Raw genomic sequence first — 15758 nt, 5'->3', positions numbered from 1 at the left:
GACCGGGCGCGCACCGCGCGCTGACCGCTCCCCGGTCAGCTCGTCAGGGCACGTCGAGCAGTGCCAGCGCCCCGTCCCGGTCCAGCGCCGCGCCCCTTGCGAACTGCCGGTCGAAGCGCTCGGCGCCGATGCCGGAGCGGGCCGCGGCGGTCACGGGAGCGGCCTGCACCGCGGCCTCGGCGCCGGTGTCCCGCAGCACCGCGGCGACGGCCCCGAGGAGCAGCGCCGCCCGTTCCCCCTCGCCCCGGCGGAGCACCGGCCCGACGAACCCCTGCACCGCCGCGGCGAGCGTCGGCATGTCCCACTTCCCCGCCGTCGCCTCCAGCACCGTGCGGTAGCGGGTGCGCGCCGTCGCCGGATCGCCCGCCGTCTCGTCCAGCTGGGCCAGGGTGACCAGCGCCGACAGGCGCACCATGTCGGCGCCGAACCAGCCGCTCGGGCACTGCGCGACCGCCCGCTCGCAGTGCCGCCGCGCGGTGACCAGGTCACCGCGGCGGCGGGCGATCTCGCCGAGGCCGACGTGGCCCGCCGCGACCAGTTCGGGCGCGCCCGCCGGCTGGGCGACCTCCGTCACCCGTCGGTAGTCGATCTCGGCGCCGGCCAGGTCGCCGGCCCCCAGCCGGCCGTCCGCACAGGCGCGCAGCAGCTCGGCCGTGTCGAGCGCCGACCCGAGTTCCTGCGCCAGTCGGAGGGCCTCCGACATCGACGCGTCGGCGGCCGCCGCGTCGCCGAGCCGGTAGGCCACCTCGACGAGCGCGCTGAGCGCCAGGATCATGCCCCAGCGCTCACCGAGGGCGCGGAACCCGGCGACGGCCACGGACAGCTCGGCGCGGGCGGCGTCGTACCGCCCGTCGAGCAGAGCCATGGTGCCGAGGCCGACCGGCCCGAGCGCCTGGCTCCACGGGTCGGCGCCGAGCAGCACGTCGCGGTTGTCCAGCATGTGCTGCTCACTGAGCCGGTCGCGGGCCGGCGGGCCGACGGCGGCGGCGGAGAGGTAGAACAGAAACGGGTACTCCGGCGGCCGGCCGAGATCCCAGAGGAGGGCGCCGGCCGCGCCCACGTCCGGCGCCCGCGCCCCCCGGGCGCCGGTGATCGCGGTGACCAGCAGGCAGACCGCGTACTCCTCGGCGAGCCCCGGCGGCGGACCGTCGAGCCGGTCGACGAGCCGGCCGGCGAGCGCGGCCCCCTCGGCGCGCAGGCCGCGCAGCCACCAGTAGAACGACAGGGAGGCGGCCAGCCGCAACGCCGTCGGGGTGTCGCCGTCGGCCGTGCACCAGCGCAGGGCGGCGTGCAGGTCGTCCCGGTCGGCGTCCAGCCGGCGCAGCCAGTCCAGCTGGGCGGGGCCCCGCAGCCCCGCGTCGCCGGCCCGGGCCAGGTCGAGGAAGTACGCCGCGTGCGCGCGGCGGAGCCGGTCGGCCTCGTCCGCCTCGGCGAGCCGCTCGGCGGCGAACGCGCGCACCGTCTCCAGCATCCGGAAGCGGCCGTCGGCCGCCTCGACGAGCGACTTCTCCACCAGGCTGGTCAGCACGTCCAGCACGTCCGCGCCCAGTGGCGCGCAGATCCGCTCGACGGCCGTCAGGTCGGCGCTGCCGGCGAAGACGCTCAGCCGGCGGGCGAGCCGCCGCTCCGGCTCGTCGAGCAGGTCCCAGCTCCACCGCACCACGGCACGCAGCGTCTGGTGGCGGGGTGGGGCGCCCCGACTGCCCCGGTTCAGCAGCCGGAACCGGTCGTCCAGCCGGCTCGCGACCTCCGCGACGGGCAGCGCCCGCAGGCGCGCCGCGGCCAGCTCGATGGCGAGCGGCAGGCCGTCGAGGGTACGGCAGATCCGCAGCACCGCCGGAGCGGTGCCGGTGTCCACCGTGAAGCCCGGCGCGACGTCCGCCGCGCGTTCGGCGAAGAGTCGCACGGCGGCGTACCGGCCGGCCTGCTCGGGGGCGCTGGTCTCGGGGGGCACCGGGAGGCCGAGCACCGGGCAGAGCGCCTCGCCGGTCAGCCCGAGCGGCTCCCGGCTGGTGGCCAACACCCGGACGGTCGGGACGGCGCCGAGCAGCCGGGCCGTGAACCGGGCCGCGTCGTCGACGACGTGCTCGCAGTTGTCCAGCACCAGCAGCAGCCGCCGGTCGGCGAGCGCCGCCACCACCCGTTCGGTGACGTCCCGGGGACCGTCCGGTACGCGCAGCGCGGTGTCGCGCAGGTCGAGCGCGGCCAGCACCGCCGGGGCCACGTCCGCCCCGGCTGGGAGCGCGGCCAGCTCGACGAGGCGGACCTCGCCGTCGTACCGCTCGGCGGTCTCCAGCGCCAGCCGGGTCTTTCCGGCGCCGCCCGGGCCGTGCAGGGTGACCAGCCGGGCCTCGCCCAGCAGCTCGGCCAGGCGACCCAGCTCCTCCTCCCGGCCGACGAAGCTGGTCAGCTGGCTGGGCAACGGGGGGCGGCGGGGCGTGGCCGGAGGGGCCTCGGGCTCCTGGCGCAGCAGTGCCGTGTGCAGCGCCACCAGCTCGGCGGACGGGTCCGTGCCCAGCTCCTCGGCGAGCACGCGGCGCAGCTCGGCGAAGACGGCGAGCGCCTCGGCCCGGCGGCCGTCGGCGTGCAGCGCGCGCATCAGCTGGCCGTGCAGGCGCTCGCGCAGGGGATGGGCGGTGACCAGGTCCCGCAGCTCGGTCAGGAGCGGCCGGAGCGGCTCGGTGCCCCCACCCGCCAGCTCCGCCTCGATCCGGTCCTCGATCGCGGTGAGCCGCTGCTCCCGCAGCCGGGCCGCCTGGACCGGGGCGAACGGCGCGTCGGCGAGGTCCGCCAACGGCTCCCCGCGCCACAGCCCGAGCGCCTCCCGGAGCAGCCGGGCCGCGCGGCGGTGGTCACCGGCCCCGAGCGCGGCGCGCCCGGCGTCCGCCAACCGGGCGAAGCGGTGCGCGTCGACGTCGTCCGGATCGACCGCGAGCCGGTAGCCCGCCGGGTGGAACTCGACCGGGTCGCCCGGCTCGGCCGACAGCGCCTGGCGCAGGCGGGACACCTGTGACTGGAGGGCGTTGGCCACGCCGGCCGGCGGGTCGGCGCCGTAGAGGCCGTCGATCAGGCGCTCCCGCGACACGACCCGCCCGGCGTCGAGCAGCAGCAGCGCCAACAGCGCGCGCAGCCGTGGCCCGCCGACGGCGAGCGGGCGACCGCCGGCCGACCGGACCTCCGTCGCGCCGAGGATGCCGAACCGCACGGCGCACATTGTCGCGCAGGCGTGCCGGGGCCGGTGGTCACCGGGCCGCCCGGTCGACGAGCGCCACCGCGGCGGCGACGATTGGTCCGGCCGGCACAGGGTAGATGCGGCCGTGGTCGATGCTGGCGCGCGGACGGACGGCAGCGAGGCTCGCGCCGGCGCGTACGAGGCGGCACGGGCCCGCCTCGCGCGCCTGCGCGAGCGGCTGACCGGCTCGTTGCGGGACCGGCTGCGGCGGCTGGGCGCCGGCGCCGGGCTCGCCGTGCAGGCCGGGCTCGCGGCGGCCCTCTCCTGGTGGCTGGCCCACGGCCTGCTGCACATCCCGCAACCGGTCTTCGCGCCGATCTCGGCCGTGATCGCCCTGGCCGCCTCGCTGGGCCAGCGGGTACGCCGCACCGTCGAGCTGATCATCGGGGTCGCCGTGGGGGTGCTCATCGGTGACCTGTTGATCTGGCTCCTCGGGACCGGTGCGTGGCAGCTCGGCCTGATCGTGGTGCTGGCGATCGTGGCGTCGGTGGTGCTCGGCGGCAGTCCGGCCCTCATGGTGCAGGCCGCGGCGACGGCGGTGCTCATCGGCACGCTGAGCCCGGCCGTGGAGAACCTTGAGTTTCCCCGCTGCATCGCCGCGCTCGTCGGCGGCGCGGTGTCGCTGGTGGTGACGGCGGTGTTGTTGCCGCTCAACCCGCTCCGGGTGATCAACCGGGCGGCCGCGCCGGCGCTCACCCTGCTCGCCGACCAACTCGACGCCACCGCCGGCGCTCTGGACCGGCGTGACGCCACCGCCGCCCGCGAGGCCCGCGACCGGTTGCGCAACAACAAGCAGGAGGTGGGGGCGTTCACCGAGGCGACGCAGGCCGCGCGGGAGGCGAGCACCCTCTCGCCGGTGCGCTGGGGGAGCCGACGCGGACCGGTGGGCAGCTACGCGAGGGCGGCCGAACCGATCGACCGGGCCATGCGCAACAGCGGGACGCTGATCCGCCGGGCGATGACCCTGATCGAGGACGGCGAGCCGATCCCCGAGCACCTGCCGGTGGCGGTCTCCGTGTTGAGCGAGGCGACCCGGGCGCTCCGCCGGGAGTTCGCCACCGCGGAGGATCCCGACGACGCGCGGGAGGCGGCGCTGCGGGCCGTGTGCCACGCGGGGCACGCCTACCGGGCCGGCGTCGGGTTCTCCGGGGCGGTCGTGGTCGCCCAGGTCCGCACCACCACCAGCGACCTGCTCGTGGCCACCGGGATCGAGCAGGAGGACGCCAACGACATGGTGCGGCACGCGTTCGGCCCGCTGCGGGCCGGCTGACCCCGGCCGTCACCGCACGGCCCACGCCGGACCGGTCCGCGGCGGCCCGGCCGTCGTCGCGGACCTGGTCGGCGCCGCGGCGCTCGCGGTCGCCGGGCCCCGCCGGGGCCCGGTCAGGAGAACCGTTCGGTCATCAGCGGCACGAGCCCGCACAGCCGCACGATCGAGGTCAGCTCGTGCAGCAGCGGCCCGACGGTGGCGTCGTCGTCACCGGCCAGCAGCACGGTGAGGTCGAGGGACCAGGCGAGATCCCGGCCGACGGGGCGTACCGTCCACGCGAACCGGTCGTCGCCGACGCGCCGTCCACCCGCGGGAAGCGCGCCGGAGGAGGGTTCCGTGCCCGTCGGCCGCCACCGGGCGGCCAGCTCCGCCACCCGGTGTGCGGGCAGCTCTCCCGCGAACAGCACCCGGTAGACCCGCCGCTCGTGGCACCCCCGCGGGGCGTCGACCGGGCCGAGCCGCAGCGGTGCCGCCGTCGGAAACGCCTGGTCGTCGTGGAAGGCGGCGCGCAGCGCCGGCTCGTCCGGCAACGACCCGCCGCCGAGCTGCCGGTAGAGGGTCGCGGCGTCGCTGCGGCGGACGGGGGCCACGCGGGCACGCAGCTCGGGATCGGCGCGCATCGCCCGGCTGTACGCCGCGGAACTCCACCACCGCGCCGCCGACGGCGTCCACCCCGCGCTGCGCAGGCCGGCCGTCGTCCAGTCGGCGGCCCGGACGAACTCCTCGACGACGATCGCCCCGGCGCGCGCCCAGGGCCCGCCGGGCCGGTCCAGGACCACGTAGTAGTCCAACCCCCGTCCCGCTCCGGCGGCGTGCACCGGCGCCGCCCACCGTCGTGCGGTCGGCGGCGTCGCCGCCCGACGCGCGTGATCCGCCTCGGTCGTCACCCGGCCTCCTCTGGTCGCGGGCACGCAGCCCCGATCCGCGACGCTAGCGGAGACCGGGTCGACCGAACGGTCAGCGCGCCGGTGACGGCGGCACGGGCAGCACGGCGCCCTGCGCGGCGGAGCGGTGCGCCAGCTCGATCAGCGCGACGGTGTCGACCGCGTCCACCGGATCCACCGGCATCGGCCCGTCACCGCGCAGCGCCGCCTCTACCTGCTGGTAGAAGCTCTGGTAGCGACCGGCCTCGGTGGGCACGGGCCGCAGGTCGCCGTCGACGCCGAGCCGGCCGTACCGCTCGGGGTCGACCTCGCCCCAGCCCGGCGTCCCCGGTCGGCCGCCGTCACGCAGCGCGGCCTCCTGCGGGTCGAGCCCGTAGGTCGTGTAGCCGGCGCGGTCGCCGAGCACCCGCAGGCGCGGCCCGAGCTGCGGGGTGACGGCGCTCATCCACAGGTGCGAGCGGGCACCGCCGTCATGGGTGAGCGCGACGAAGGCGTCGTCGTCGACCTGGGCGCCCGCCCGGCGGCGGTCCACCTCGGCGTAGACGTGCGACACCGGGCCGAGGAGCTGCACCGCCTGGTCGACGAGGTGGGCGCCGAGGTCATAGAGGGCGCCGCCGGCCTCGTCGGGTGCGGCGCTCTCCCGCCAGCCGGGCTTGATCGCCGGCCGCCAGCGCTCGAAGCGCGACTCGAAGCGGGTGACCCGCCCCAGCTCGCCCTGCTCGACCAGCCGGCGGGCGGTCAGGAAGTCGCCGTCCCAGCGGCGGTTCTGGAACACGGTGAGCGGCACACCCCGGCGGGCCGCCTCGTCGACCAGCTCACGTCCCTGCGCGGCGGTCGCGGCGAGCGGCTTGTCGACCACGACCGCCAGGCCGGCGGCCACCGCCGCGCGCGCCATCGCCACGTGCTGGCGGTTCGGAGTGGCCACCACCACCAGGTCGAGCGCGTCGGGGGAGCGCCACAGCAGCTCGACGTCGTCGACCAGTCGGGCGTCGGGGTGGTCGTGCCGGACCTGCTGCCGCCGCTGCGGGTTCCGGGTCACCACGGCGTGCAGCCGCAGCCCCGCGGTGGCGGCGATCAGCGGGGCGTGGAACACGCGGCCCGCGATGCCGTAGCCCAGCAGCGCGACCCGCAACGGCGCCTGCCCCGTACCCGCCATGCCACCCTCCGTCTCCCGGGCGGCGTCCTGGTGAGCCCGGCCCCGGTGGCACCGAATCTACGCCGCGGGGTCGGCCACCAGCGGCATGAGGACGATCACCCTGCCCGGCCGGCCCCACGAGAGGCGCTCGTCTCCGGCTCGCCGACCCCGCTGCCGCCGTGGCTGTCAATGTAGCGTTGACAGGTGACCGACGAGCTGGACCGCCTGGGTGAGCTGCGTGCCGCTCGGCTGCGTCTCGACGAGGAGGAGCTGCACCTCATCGACCGTGCCCGGCGCGCGGGCGCGACCTGGGCGCAGGTCGCGGCGGCGCTGGGCCTGGCCAGCCGCCAGGCGGCCGAGCAGCGCCGGCAGCGGCTGGTCGCGGCGCGGCGGGCCCGCCGGCGCGACCTGGACCGGGGCTGGTTGGCCCGGGTCGTCGCGCTGCGGTCGGTGGTGGCGGACCTGCAACGGTGGATCGACGCCGACCGCCGCTGGGACACCCGCTTCCCGGGCGCCGTGCTCGTCCGCGACACGGTGGCGGTCGCCCACGACGCCGACCCCGGGGCGCTGCACACGCTGGCCCGGCACCTCGCGGCCGACCTCGCCGCGGCGGGGCGGGAGCGCCTGCCGGGACCGGTGCGGGCCGTGGCCGCCCGGCTGGACGCCGAGCTGTCAACAAATAGTTGACGGCGCTCGGCCGTATTGATTGGCTGACGCTCAACTTCGACGATCGAGGTCGTACCCGACTCGACGACGGAGGGGCCATGCGACGCAACGCCGCACTGTTCGTGGCGATCTCGGTGCTGTCCGGGCTGGGCAGCAGCGCCATGAACCTGGTGACCGGCATCTGGGTCCTCGACCTCACCGGCTCCGCCGCCGTCGCGGCGCTCGCCGGGATCTGTCTCTACGGCCCGCAGCTCGCCGGCCCCTGGCTGGGCGGCGTGCTCGACCGGGTGCCCCGACGACCGCTGCTGATCGCGACCAACCTGGCCCTGGCCGCGGTCGTGCTGAGCCTGCTCGCGGTGCGGGGGCCGGGCCAGACCTGGCTCCTCTTCGCGGTCTCCCTCACCTACGGCGTCAGCTACCTGCTGATCGACGCGGGCGAGACGGCGCTGCTGCCGTCCGTGCTGGCGCCCGATCGGCTCGCCGACGTCAACGGCTGGCGCTCCAGCGCCCAGGAGGGCATGAAACTGATCGCCCCGGCGCTGGGCGCCGGCCTGTACGCGTGGCGGGGCGGGCACATCGTGGCCGTCTGCGCCGCCGTGCTGCCCGCGCTGGTGGCCGGCCTGTACGCCGCACTACGGCTGAGCCACGCACCGACCGTCCCGGTGCGGCACCGGCCCGGCGGGGCGAGTCAGGGTGTCCGCGCCCTGCTCGGGCAGCGGGCGACCCGGGTCACCGTCGGGCTGGCGGCCGTGTCGATCGCGATGTCCGGCTTCGCCACGGCGGCGGGCTACGCGGTCGTCACCGAGGACCTGGGTCTGCCGAGCACGTTCCTCGGCGTCCTGCTGAGCGCGCAGGGCGCCGGGTCGATCGCCGCCGGGCTGTTCGTCGGCCGGCTCCTGACCCGGTACGGCGCCGTGCCGGTCGCCGTGGCGGGCGCCCTGCTCGTCGCCACCGCCTTGCTCGGCCGGTGCCTGCCGTGGCCGCCCGCCGTCGTCGGGGCGGCCGTGGTCGGCGGCGTCGGTCTGCCGTGGACGCTTGTCGCGGCGATCACCGCGGTGCAGACGCACACACCGCGGGCGCTGCTCGGTCGGGTCTCCGCGACGGCCAACACCGCGATGTTCGGGCCCATCGTGCTGGCCATCCCGCTGGGCTCCGCCGCCCTCGGCCTGGGCAACCGCCCCGCGCTCGTCGCGGCCGGCGCGATCTGCCTGCTCGCCGTGGCCGCCGCCGTGCGCCGGTCAGGGTCGGGGCGGCGGCCCGTCGGCGTGCGGACGCCCCGGCGGGAGCGGGAGCCGGCCGGCTGACCGGCGCTCCGCTCCCACCGGCGGCGGGTCAGCGCGGGGAGACCGCGACCACGTCGTACGGCGTGGTCGGGGTCGGGGTCGTGGTGAAGCGGGCGTTGGGGAGGTAGAGCCGGCCGAGCGCCCGCGCGACCGTGGTGGGGACGTCGAAGCCCGCATGGGTGACCGTGCCGGTGAGCCGGCCGGCGGTCCCCGCGCCGTTCAGGTCGACCACGGCGATCTGGTTGAGCCGGTTCTGCACGACGTAGAGGGTGCGGCCCACGAGGAGCAGCCCGTCGCCGTTGGCGAAGCTGTGCCCGGGCACGTCGACCACCGTGGTGCCACCGGTGACCGGGTCCACCCGGAAGAGCGAGCCGGTGTTGGACTGCACCACGATCAGGGCCCGGCCGTCCGGCGTACGGGCGATGCCGTTCCCGTTGATTCCCGTGCCGACCTGCTGGAACTCGCCGGTCAGAGGGATCGTGGCGACACCGTCGGCCGGCGGCAGCGCGCCGTGGCGGCCCAGCGGCAGCCGGTAGAGCACCGGCCGGTGGGAGTCGGTGAAGTAGGCCGCCCGTTCGGTGAGGACGACGTCGTTGACGAACGTCGGCGCCTCGGCGAACTGGTACCGGGCCAGGACCCGGCCGCTACGGGCGTCGATCACCCGGGCGTCACCGGCCGAGCCACCCGCGACGAAGAGCCGGCCGCGGTGGTCCACCTTGAGCCCCAGGGACGGGGTGCCGGTGGCCGGGCTGATCACCCGGCCGCCGCCGGTGAGCAGGTCAGCGCGGTAGATCTCCCCGGTGGCGCGCGAACCGAGGTACGCGTAGCGGCCGGCGGCGGCGATGCCCTCGGGCTGGAAGCCGTCGGGCAGCGCGATGACGCCGGGCCCGACGGGCCGGCGGTGCGCCTCGGCCGGCGCCGCGGCGACGGTGGTCAGGAGGGTGACGGTCAGGGCTGCGGAGAGCGCGGTCCTGAGGGGTCGGTTCACTGTGCTCCTTCCGGTCGGCGGGCCGATCCCGCCGGCTCCGGTCGGAGCGGGGGGACCGGACCAGCCACGATCAGTGGGGCCAGGACCTTCCCCACTGTACGTGCCCCTCCGTCGATGCGATGGGCGTGGATGCGCCGATGGCGGCTGCGTGCCGCCCCGGTGGCCGCCGGTCGTCGCCCGGGAACGCCGGCCGAGCACCCACGGCAGACCGTTCGGCGGACCGGCGGCCCCGGTCGTGATGTCATGGCCGCGTGGACCTGCGGGAGATGCGCGCGTTCGTGGCGGTGGTCGAGGAGGGCAGCCTCTCCGGGGCGGCCCGGCGGCTGCACGTGAGCCAGCCGGCGCTGTCACAGCAGATGAACGGGTTGGAGCGGCAGCTCGGCGTGCAACTGCTGGTGCGAACCAGCACGGGGGTGCGCGCCACCGACGCGGGGGTGACTCTGCTGACCGAGGCGCGCGCGGTGCTCGCCCGCTACGAGGCGGCGGTGACGGCGGTCACGCGGCACGCCGGGGCGGGGGAGGCCGTGCTGCGGCTCGGGATCCCGCTCGAACTCCCGGCCGACGTGCTGCCCGCGCCGCTCGCCGCGCTGGCGGAGGCATACCCCGACACCCGCGTCCAGGCGCTGCACATGTCCACCGCGGCCCAGATCGCCGCGCTGCGCGCCGACGAGCTGGACGTCGGCCTGGTGCGGGAGCACCCCATCGGCCCCGACCTCGACGCCGTCCTGGTCGTCGAGGAGCGGCTGGGGGTGCTGCTGGCGGCCGACCGGGTGGCGGAGCTGTCCGGTCCTGGTGGTGTGCGCCTGGACGCGCTCGCGGGCTTGAGCTGGGTCGGGTTCCCCCGCTCCGGGAGCCCCGGCTGGTACGACGAGGTCACCGCGATCCTGCGCAGCCACGGGCTCGACCTGGGGCCCGCCGCCCCGGAGGGACAGGAGCTGATCGCGCCGGTGAAGCTCGCCGCCGTGACCGCCGGCGGGGCGTTCGCCCTGGCACCGCCCCGGTGGCAGCACCCCCTCCCGGAGTCGCTGGCGTGGGCGCCCCTCGTCGGTCATCCGCTCGTCCGGCGCACCTGGGCGGCCTGGCCGGCCAGCTCCCGTCGACGCGACCTCGGCCACCTGATCGCCGCCCTGGAGTACCGCGGGCCGCAGTAGCCCGCGGCCCACTTATGGCGGCCATAAGCGGCTCCAGCAGCCGGGCGGGAAAGTCGCGGCCGCCCTGCGCCTTACACCCACGGGCCGGGAGAACACCGGCCGAGGCACGTGCCTCAGGACACGAGATGTGGGTGAAAAGGATCATGGAATTGCAGGGGAACACGGCGCTGGTGACCGGCGGCACGAGCGGCATCGGCCGCGCCGTCGCCCTGGCGCTCGCCGAGCGGGGCGCCCACGTGGTGGTCTCGGGCCGGGACGAGGCCCGGGGCGCCGCGGTGGTGCGGGAGATCCGGGCGAGCGGCGGTCGGGCCGACTTCCTGGTCGCCGACCTGCGGGACGAGGCGTCGGCGCGGTCGCTGGCCGCCCGGGCGCGGACGGTCACCGGTCAGGTGGACATCCTGGTCAACAATGCCGGGATCTACCCCTTCGGTCCGACGGAGCAGACCAGTGGGGAGACCTTCGACGCCGTGTACTCGCTCAACGTCAAGGCGCCGTTCTTCCTGGTCGCCGAGCTCGCTCCGGAGATGGCCAAGCGCGGCCATGGCGCGATCGTCAACGTGACGACGATGGTCGCCGAGTTCGGCGCCTCGGGCTTCGCGCTGTACGGGTCGAGCAAGGCGGCCCTGGTGCTGCTCACGAAGTCGTGGGCGGCCGAGTACGGGCCGCAGGGCGTCCGGGTCAACGCCGTCAGCCCCGGCCCGACGCGCACCAGCGGCACCGCTCCGATGGGTGACGCGCTCGACGACCTGGCCTCCCAGGCGCCCGCCGGTCGTCCCGGCTCGGCCGAGGAGATCGCGGAGGCGGTCGCCTACCTGGTCACCGACCGGTCCAGCTTCGTCCACGGCGCTGTGCTTCCTGTCGACGGTGGGCGGGTCGCGGTCTGACCGCTGACGCGGCGGCCCGTGGCCATCGTGGCGCGGGCCGCCGCCGCACCGGCGCCTCGGCGGGGGTGTGCGCGTTCAGACGCCCAGGCCGCCGCGGACGGTCATCTCCTGGGTGGCGAACTCCCCGGTGAGCAGGGGCATGGCGCGGGCGATGGCCGCCCGGGCCTCGGGCAGGTGCAGCGAACGGTCGTGGTGCTCCTTCGACTCCCACAGCTCGCTGACCCGGATCAGGTCGGGGTCGTCCTCCGCCACCCCGACCGCGTAGAGGTGGCAGCCCGCCGCGCGGAGGCCGTCGACGCCCTCCAGCAGGATGCCGACCACCTCGTCGCGGTGCCCGGGTCGGACCCTGATCGAGTTGAAGTAGCCGTAGGTCATGTCACGTCCTCCGGTCGACGCGGCTGCTGACAGCCGTCAGCATCCCCGGACCGTACGACGGCGACGACGCGCGGGGTGGGATCGTCGGCGCCCCGCGCGTCGTCGGGTGGTGCTCCGGCCGGCCGGGACGGTGCCCGGCCGGCCGGTCGATCACGGGTTGGTGATGCCCAGGGAGTAGCTGCCGGAGCCGCTGTAGGCGTGCACCTCGAACCGGTAGTAGCCGGCCGTGCCGTTGTAGGTCAGCGACTCGTCGGGGCCGGCGCCGTACGACCCGGCCACGTCGACCCAGGTGGAGCCGTTCCACTTCTGGAGGTAGAGGTCGAAGTCGACCCCGGTGGGCCCGTCGAGGCAGCCGCGGTGGGTGCCGGAGACGGACGAGTAGTAGTAGCTGCCGTTGGGCTGGAAGACGCTCTGGCCGCTGGAGACCGACCCGGTGTAGGTCGCCTCGTAGCCGGTGCAGCCGGTCGGCGGGGGCTCACCGCCGCCGCTGGTGCGCAGCGTGAGGCCGTACACGGAGAGGATCTCGTTGACCGGCTGGAAGTAGGTCGTGCCGCCGGAGGTGCAGTTGCCGGAGCCGCCGGAGGTGACGCCCTGCGCCTGCTGGCCGGAGAGCCACGAGCCGCCCGAGTCGCCGGGCTCGGCGCACGCGTTGGTGCGGGTCAGGCCGGTGACGGTGCCCTGCGGGTAGTTGACCGTCTGGTTCTTGGCCTGGATGGTGCCGCAGCGCCAGCCGGTGGTCGAGCCGGAGCGGCAGACCGCCGCGCCAACCGCCGCCTCGGTGGAGCCGGCCACCGTGACGTTGCCGCCCGAGTAGTTGTTCACCCACGGCTGCGGGGTCCAGTTGGAGTTGGTCTGCACCCAGGCGTAGTCGTTGCCCGGGAACGAGGACCCGCGGAACGTGCCCTGGGCGACCTGGTTGTAGCCCTGGGTCGCGGTGCCGACCGTGCCGCAGTGCCCGGCGGTGACGAAGCCGCCGGTGACGGAGAAGCCGACGGAGCAGCGGCCGCCCATGTAGTACGCGTCACCGCCGCGGACGTCGTAGTAGGTGCGCGGGGCCTCGGTGGTGGTGACCACCCGGACGGCGGCGGGGTCGACCCGGCTCGCGCGGATGAAGCCGGTGGCCGCGCCGGTGTCGCGGGCGAGCACGGTCACCGTGTTGGTGGCCACGTCGACGTACCAGCCGGGGATCGCGGCGGCGGGGGCCGCGGTGGCGTGCCGGTCCAGTGTCGACTTGATCCGGTCGAGGTCGGCCGCGCTGCGGCTGACGATGGTGGGCCGGGCGCCGGCCGCGCGCACGCGCTCGGCGGCGGCCCGGTCGGTGACCGCGACGACGAGCGCGTCGCCGGCCAGCCAGCCGCCGGCGTACGCCGCGCCGAGCGAGGCGCGCAGGGTGGCGTCCGTGCGGCTGCCCTTCTCGTCCCGGGCCACGCGGTCGCGGACCTGGTCGGGGGAGAGTCCGAGGTCGCGCTGCATCGCGGTGTGCATCGCCGATGACGTCAGGTCCGGCCCGGCGGCGACGCCGGGGCCGGCCGGCGCCGCCGCGGCGGGTGACACCACGGCGGTGAGGGCACCGACGGGCAGCAGGATCGCTGCTGCCGCGACGGCGAGGCTTCGTCTCATCCGTGCCTCCTTGGGGGACGGCCGCGGCGCAGGTCGGGGATGCGCCGCGGGCAGATGAGCGTCAACCTAGCGGCATCCGATCGAGATATCTCTATATCAGCTGGCTCATACCGTCGTTGGTAGGGGTGGGCGGCTGTAGGAAAACTTCTTTCAAGCGATTGACTTCGATGTTTTATGTCACAACAATCTCCGGCTATATCCATGCCCATCGATTGTCATCCCTGGAAGGAGGCACCCATGGCAGCTCTGCGAGGCGAAGTGTCCTGGTTCTGCTGCGGCAGCGCCTGGGGTCCGTGCGGCACCGCCGGCGGCGGCGCCTGCGGCACCTGCAGATCGGCCAACTACCAGCACGCCTGGCCGAACACCTCGGACGCGTGCCTGGCGATCACCCGCCCCGACGCGTGCGGGGTCACCGGGATGAGCCGGCGAGGCTGCGGCTTCCGGCATTACACCACCAACCTGTGCAACGGCGCCCGGGTCGGCACCACCATCGCCGACTGCGGCCCACAGACCGACCTGTTCTGCGGCGAGCGCACCTGCTGCGGCTCGGCCTGCGGCAGCAACCGGATCATCGACCTCACCCCGGCGGCGTACAGCGCGATCGCCAGTCTCTCCACCGGGCTACGGCCCTGCTCGGTCGACACCGTCTGAACGGAGGGGGCCACCATGAACCAGACCCTGGACCGCCGCCGACTGCTCGCCACGGCCGCGCTCGGCGGCGTGGTCGGCGCCACCGGCCTCGGCTCGCTCGCGCCCGACGCGGCCTTCGCCGCCGAGGCGGCGGGCATCGAGCCCGGGGCGCCCGACCCGAACTTCGCCGAGGGGCGGATCAGCAAGATCTCCGGCAGCATGCTGCTGGTCACCGGCTCGGACACGGTCCTGCACTCGATCCGGATCACCGACGGCACGAGCATCTGGAAGCTGCACCCCACCACGTTCGACCGGGTCGCGGTCGGTGACGGGCTCTACGCCCGGGGCGTACGCCTGCCGGACGGCACCCTCGCCGCCGACTCCGTCTGGGTGAACATCGTCAACCTGCACGGGCATATCACCTCGGTGGGCCGCAACGTGCTGCACCTCGACCACAAGGGACAGCGCATCGTCGCGCACGTGGTGCCGCAGCTCTCCGCCGCGGTCTACAACGGCACCCCGGCGGTCAGCGACCTGTCGCTGCTGCGGGTCGGCCGGCACGTCCAGGTGCTCGGGGCCTGGCACCCCGACACCAACGAGATCGACATCGCCACCGTCTACGCCGCCGCCTGACGCGCGACGTCCCGGGCGGTGCCGCGCATCGCCCGGGACGTCCCCACCCGAGCACCGGAGGGAGAAACATGATCGAGACGATCGCGTCGCTGCAACCGCTGGTCATCGGCGCGGTGCTGCTCTGGTCCGCCCGCGTCAAACTCCTCAGCCGGCACGCCGCCGCGGCCGCCGCCCGGTCCGCGCTCGTCCGGCTGGTCGGTGAGCGGCGGGCGCTGACCGCGTACCGGCTGCTCGGTGGCGTCGAGCTGACCCTGGGCGGGTTGCTGCTGCTGCCACCCGCCCGCTGGTGGGAGGCCGTAGCGGCCGCCGTGCTGGCCCTCGGCTTCCTCGCCTACCTCGGCTACGCACGCCACGCCGCGCCCACCTCCTCCTGCGGCTGCCTCAGCGCCCGGGCCACCCCGGTCTCCGGCCGGAGCCTCGGTCGGGCCGGTCTGCTGGTGGTGGCCGGTGGCCTCGCCGTACCGGCCACCGGCGGTTGGTTCGACGCGCTGGGCGCACGGCCGGTGGCGGGCGCCGTCCTGGTCCTCGCCGAGCTGGGCGCGATCGTGGCGCTCTCACCCGAGCTGGACCGGGCCTGGCTGCTGCCGCTGCGCCAGGTGCGGGTGCGGCTCACCCATCCGCTGCGCGGCGACTCCGGCGTACCGCTGCTCGCCACCGTCCAGCAGCTCCAGCTCAGCGACGCGTACCGCCGGGTGGCGCCGCTGCTCCGCTCCGACGTGCGCGAGCACTGGGACGACGCCGGGTGGCGCTTCGTCGGGCACGCGGCGCGCTACCAGGGCCGGCCGGCGACCGCGGTGTTCGCCGTGCCGCTGGGTGACCCGCAGCCCACCTCCGTACGCGTCGCCGTGGTCGACGACGCCACCGGGCACACCCTGGTCAGCCTCGCCGGCGCGCCGCCACCGGCGGGGCCACACCTGTCCGTGGTCCCCGCCTGAGCGGACGGCCCGACCGCCACCCCGCGCTGATCATGAGGTCTGCGGTGTCTCCGCTCCCGGACGCCGCCTCGA

Annotated in this window: 14 protein-coding genes; 8 read left to right on the top strand and 6 right to left on the bottom strand. The window is 75.8% G+C overall.

Translation table 11 applies throughout. The features are described from left to right. Positions 1-43 precede the first annotated feature (43 nt). Positions 44-3205, bottom strand: a complete 3162-nt coding sequence (locus tag SM573_RS00335; RefSeq protein WP_474615138.1) for an AfsR/SARP family transcriptional regulator — start codon at positions 3203-3205, stop codon at positions 44-46. 112 nt (positions 3206-3317) lie between these two features. On the opposite strand from SM573_RS00335, the gene SM573_RS00330 reads away from it, so the two are divergent. Then, a complete protein-coding gene (locus SM573_RS00330; protein ID WP_474615137.1) occupies positions 3318-4502 on the top strand; it encodes an FUSC family protein in 1185 nt (394 codons plus the stop codon). Positions 4503-4615: 113 nt separating this feature from the next. On the opposite strand, the gene SM573_RS00325 is transcribed toward SM573_RS00330, so the two are convergent. After that, positions 4616-5389, bottom strand: coding sequence for a hypothetical protein (locus SM573_RS00325; RefSeq protein ID WP_474615136.1), 774 nt, complete (start codon positions 5387-5389; stop codon positions 4616-4618). A gap of 70 nt (positions 5390-5459) precedes the next feature. After that, a complete protein-coding gene (locus SM573_RS00320) occupies positions 5460-6542 on the bottom strand; it encodes a Gfo/Idh/MocA family oxidoreductase (protein ID WP_474612124.1) in 1083 nt (360 codons plus the stop codon). 183 nt (positions 6543-6725) lie between these two features. Here SM573_RS00320 and SM573_RS00315 point away from each other — a divergent pair, with 183 nt between their 5' ends. Together SM573_RS00315 and SM573_RS00310 are read left to right on the top strand one after the other, a co-directional pair. Further along, on the top strand, positions 6726-7208 hold the full coding sequence (locus SM573_RS00315) for a hypothetical protein (protein ID WP_474615135.1): 483 nt from the start codon (positions 6726-6728) through the stop codon (positions 7206-7208). A 77-nt stretch (positions 7209-7285) separates the two neighbouring features. Next, positions 7286-8491 carry an MFS transporter gene (locus SM573_RS00310; protein ID WP_474615134.1) on the top strand — a complete coding sequence of 402 codons (1206 nt, stop codon included), beginning with the start codon at positions 7286-7288 and terminating at the stop codon, positions 8489-8491. A 28-nt stretch (positions 8492-8519) separates the two neighbouring features. On the opposite strand, the gene SM573_RS00305 is transcribed toward SM573_RS00310, so the two are convergent. Continuing rightward, entirely contained in the window at positions 8520-9458 is a 939-nt protein-coding gene (locus SM573_RS00305; protein ID WP_474615133.1) for an SMP-30/gluconolactonase/LRE family protein, read from the bottom strand. A gap of 251 nt (positions 9459-9709) precedes the next feature. Between SM573_RS00305 and SM573_RS00300 the strand changes: the two genes are divergently transcribed. Continuing rightward, positions 9710-10609: a LysR family transcriptional regulator gene (locus tag SM573_RS00300; RefSeq protein ID WP_474612120.1), complete on the top strand. Its 900-nt coding sequence runs from the start codon at positions 9710-9712 to the stop codon at positions 10607-10609. Between the two features lie 143 nt (positions 10610-10752). After that, complete coding sequence (locus tag SM573_RS00295; RefSeq protein ID WP_474612119.1) at positions 10753-11493, top strand: SDR family NAD(P)-dependent oxidoreductase; 741 nt, start codon at positions 10753-10755, stop codon at positions 11491-11493. Between the two features lie 75 nt (positions 11494-11568). On the opposite strand, the gene SM573_RS00290 is transcribed toward SM573_RS00295, so the two are convergent. Both SM573_RS00290 and SM573_RS00285 read right to left on the bottom strand, forming a co-directional pair. Beyond that, a complete protein-coding gene (locus SM573_RS00290) occupies positions 11569-11868 on the bottom strand; it encodes a putative quinol monooxygenase (RefSeq protein ID WP_474612118.1) in 300 nt (99 codons plus the stop codon). Positions 11869-12018: 150 nt separating this feature from the next. Continuing rightward, on the bottom strand, positions 12019-13488 hold the full coding sequence (locus SM573_RS00285) for a S1 family peptidase (RefSeq protein ID WP_474615132.1): 1470 nt from the start codon (positions 13486-13488) through the stop codon (positions 12019-12021). A 237-nt stretch (positions 13489-13725) separates the two neighbouring features. Here SM573_RS00285 and SM573_RS00280 point away from each other — a divergent pair, with 237 nt between their 5' ends. The 3 genes from SM573_RS00280 to SM573_RS00270 all read left to right on the top strand — a co-directional run bounded on the left by SM573_RS00280 (position 13726) and on the right by SM573_RS00270 (position 15686). Further along, entirely contained in the window at positions 13726-14139 is a 414-nt protein-coding gene (locus SM573_RS00280; RefSeq protein WP_474612116.1) for an RlpA-like double-psi beta-barrel domain-containing protein, read from the top strand. Positions 14140-14154: 15 nt separating this feature from the next. After that, a complete protein-coding gene (locus SM573_RS00275; RefSeq protein ID WP_474612115.1) occupies positions 14155-14751 on the top strand; it encodes a cell wall protein in 597 nt (198 codons plus the stop codon). Positions 14752-14819: 68 nt separating this feature from the next. Further along, positions 14820-15686, top strand: coding sequence for a MauE/DoxX family redox-associated membrane protein (locus SM573_RS00270; RefSeq protein WP_474612114.1), 867 nt, complete (start codon positions 14820-14822; stop codon positions 15684-15686). The last annotated feature ends 72 nt before the right edge of the window (positions 15687-15758 follow it).

This window comes from Micromonospora xinjiangensis (assembly GCF_056150165.1).
Note: the sequence above shows the minus strand (reverse complement) of the source record. Positions and strands in the feature narration are given on the sequence as shown.

Excerpts from the sequence above, each read along its gene's own strand:
- SM573_RS00290 (WP_474612118.1), bottom strand. The coding sequence starts at position 11,868 with ATGACCTACGGCTACTTCAACTCGATCAGGGTCCGACCCGGGCACCGC.
- SM573_RS00310 (WP_474615134.1), top strand. The coding sequence starts at position 7,286 with ATGCGACGCAACGCCGCACTGTTCGTGGCGATCTCGGTGCTGTCCGGG.
- SM573_RS00275 (WP_474612115.1), top strand. The coding sequence starts at position 14,155 with ATGAACCAGACCCTGGACCGCCGCCGACTGCTCGCCACGGCCGCGCTC.
- SM573_RS00320 (WP_474612124.1), bottom strand. The coding sequence starts at position 6,542 with ATGGCGGGTACGGGGCAGGCGCCGTTGCGGGTCGCGCTGCTGGGCTAC.
- SM573_RS00280 (WP_474612116.1), top strand. The coding sequence starts at position 13,726 with ATGGCAGCTCTGCGAGGCGAAGTGTCCTGGTTCTGCTGCGGCAGCGCC.
- SM573_RS00285 (WP_474615132.1), bottom strand. The coding sequence starts at position 13,488 with ATGAGACGAAGCCTCGCCGTCGCGGCAGCAGCGATCCTGCTGCCCGTC.
- SM573_RS00295 (WP_474612119.1), top strand. The coding sequence starts at position 10,753 with ATGGAATTGCAGGGGAACACGGCGCTGGTGACCGGCGGCACGAGCGGC.
- SM573_RS00270 (WP_474612114.1), top strand. The coding sequence starts at position 14,820 with ATGATCGAGACGATCGCGTCGCTGCAACCGCTGGTCATCGGCGCGGTG.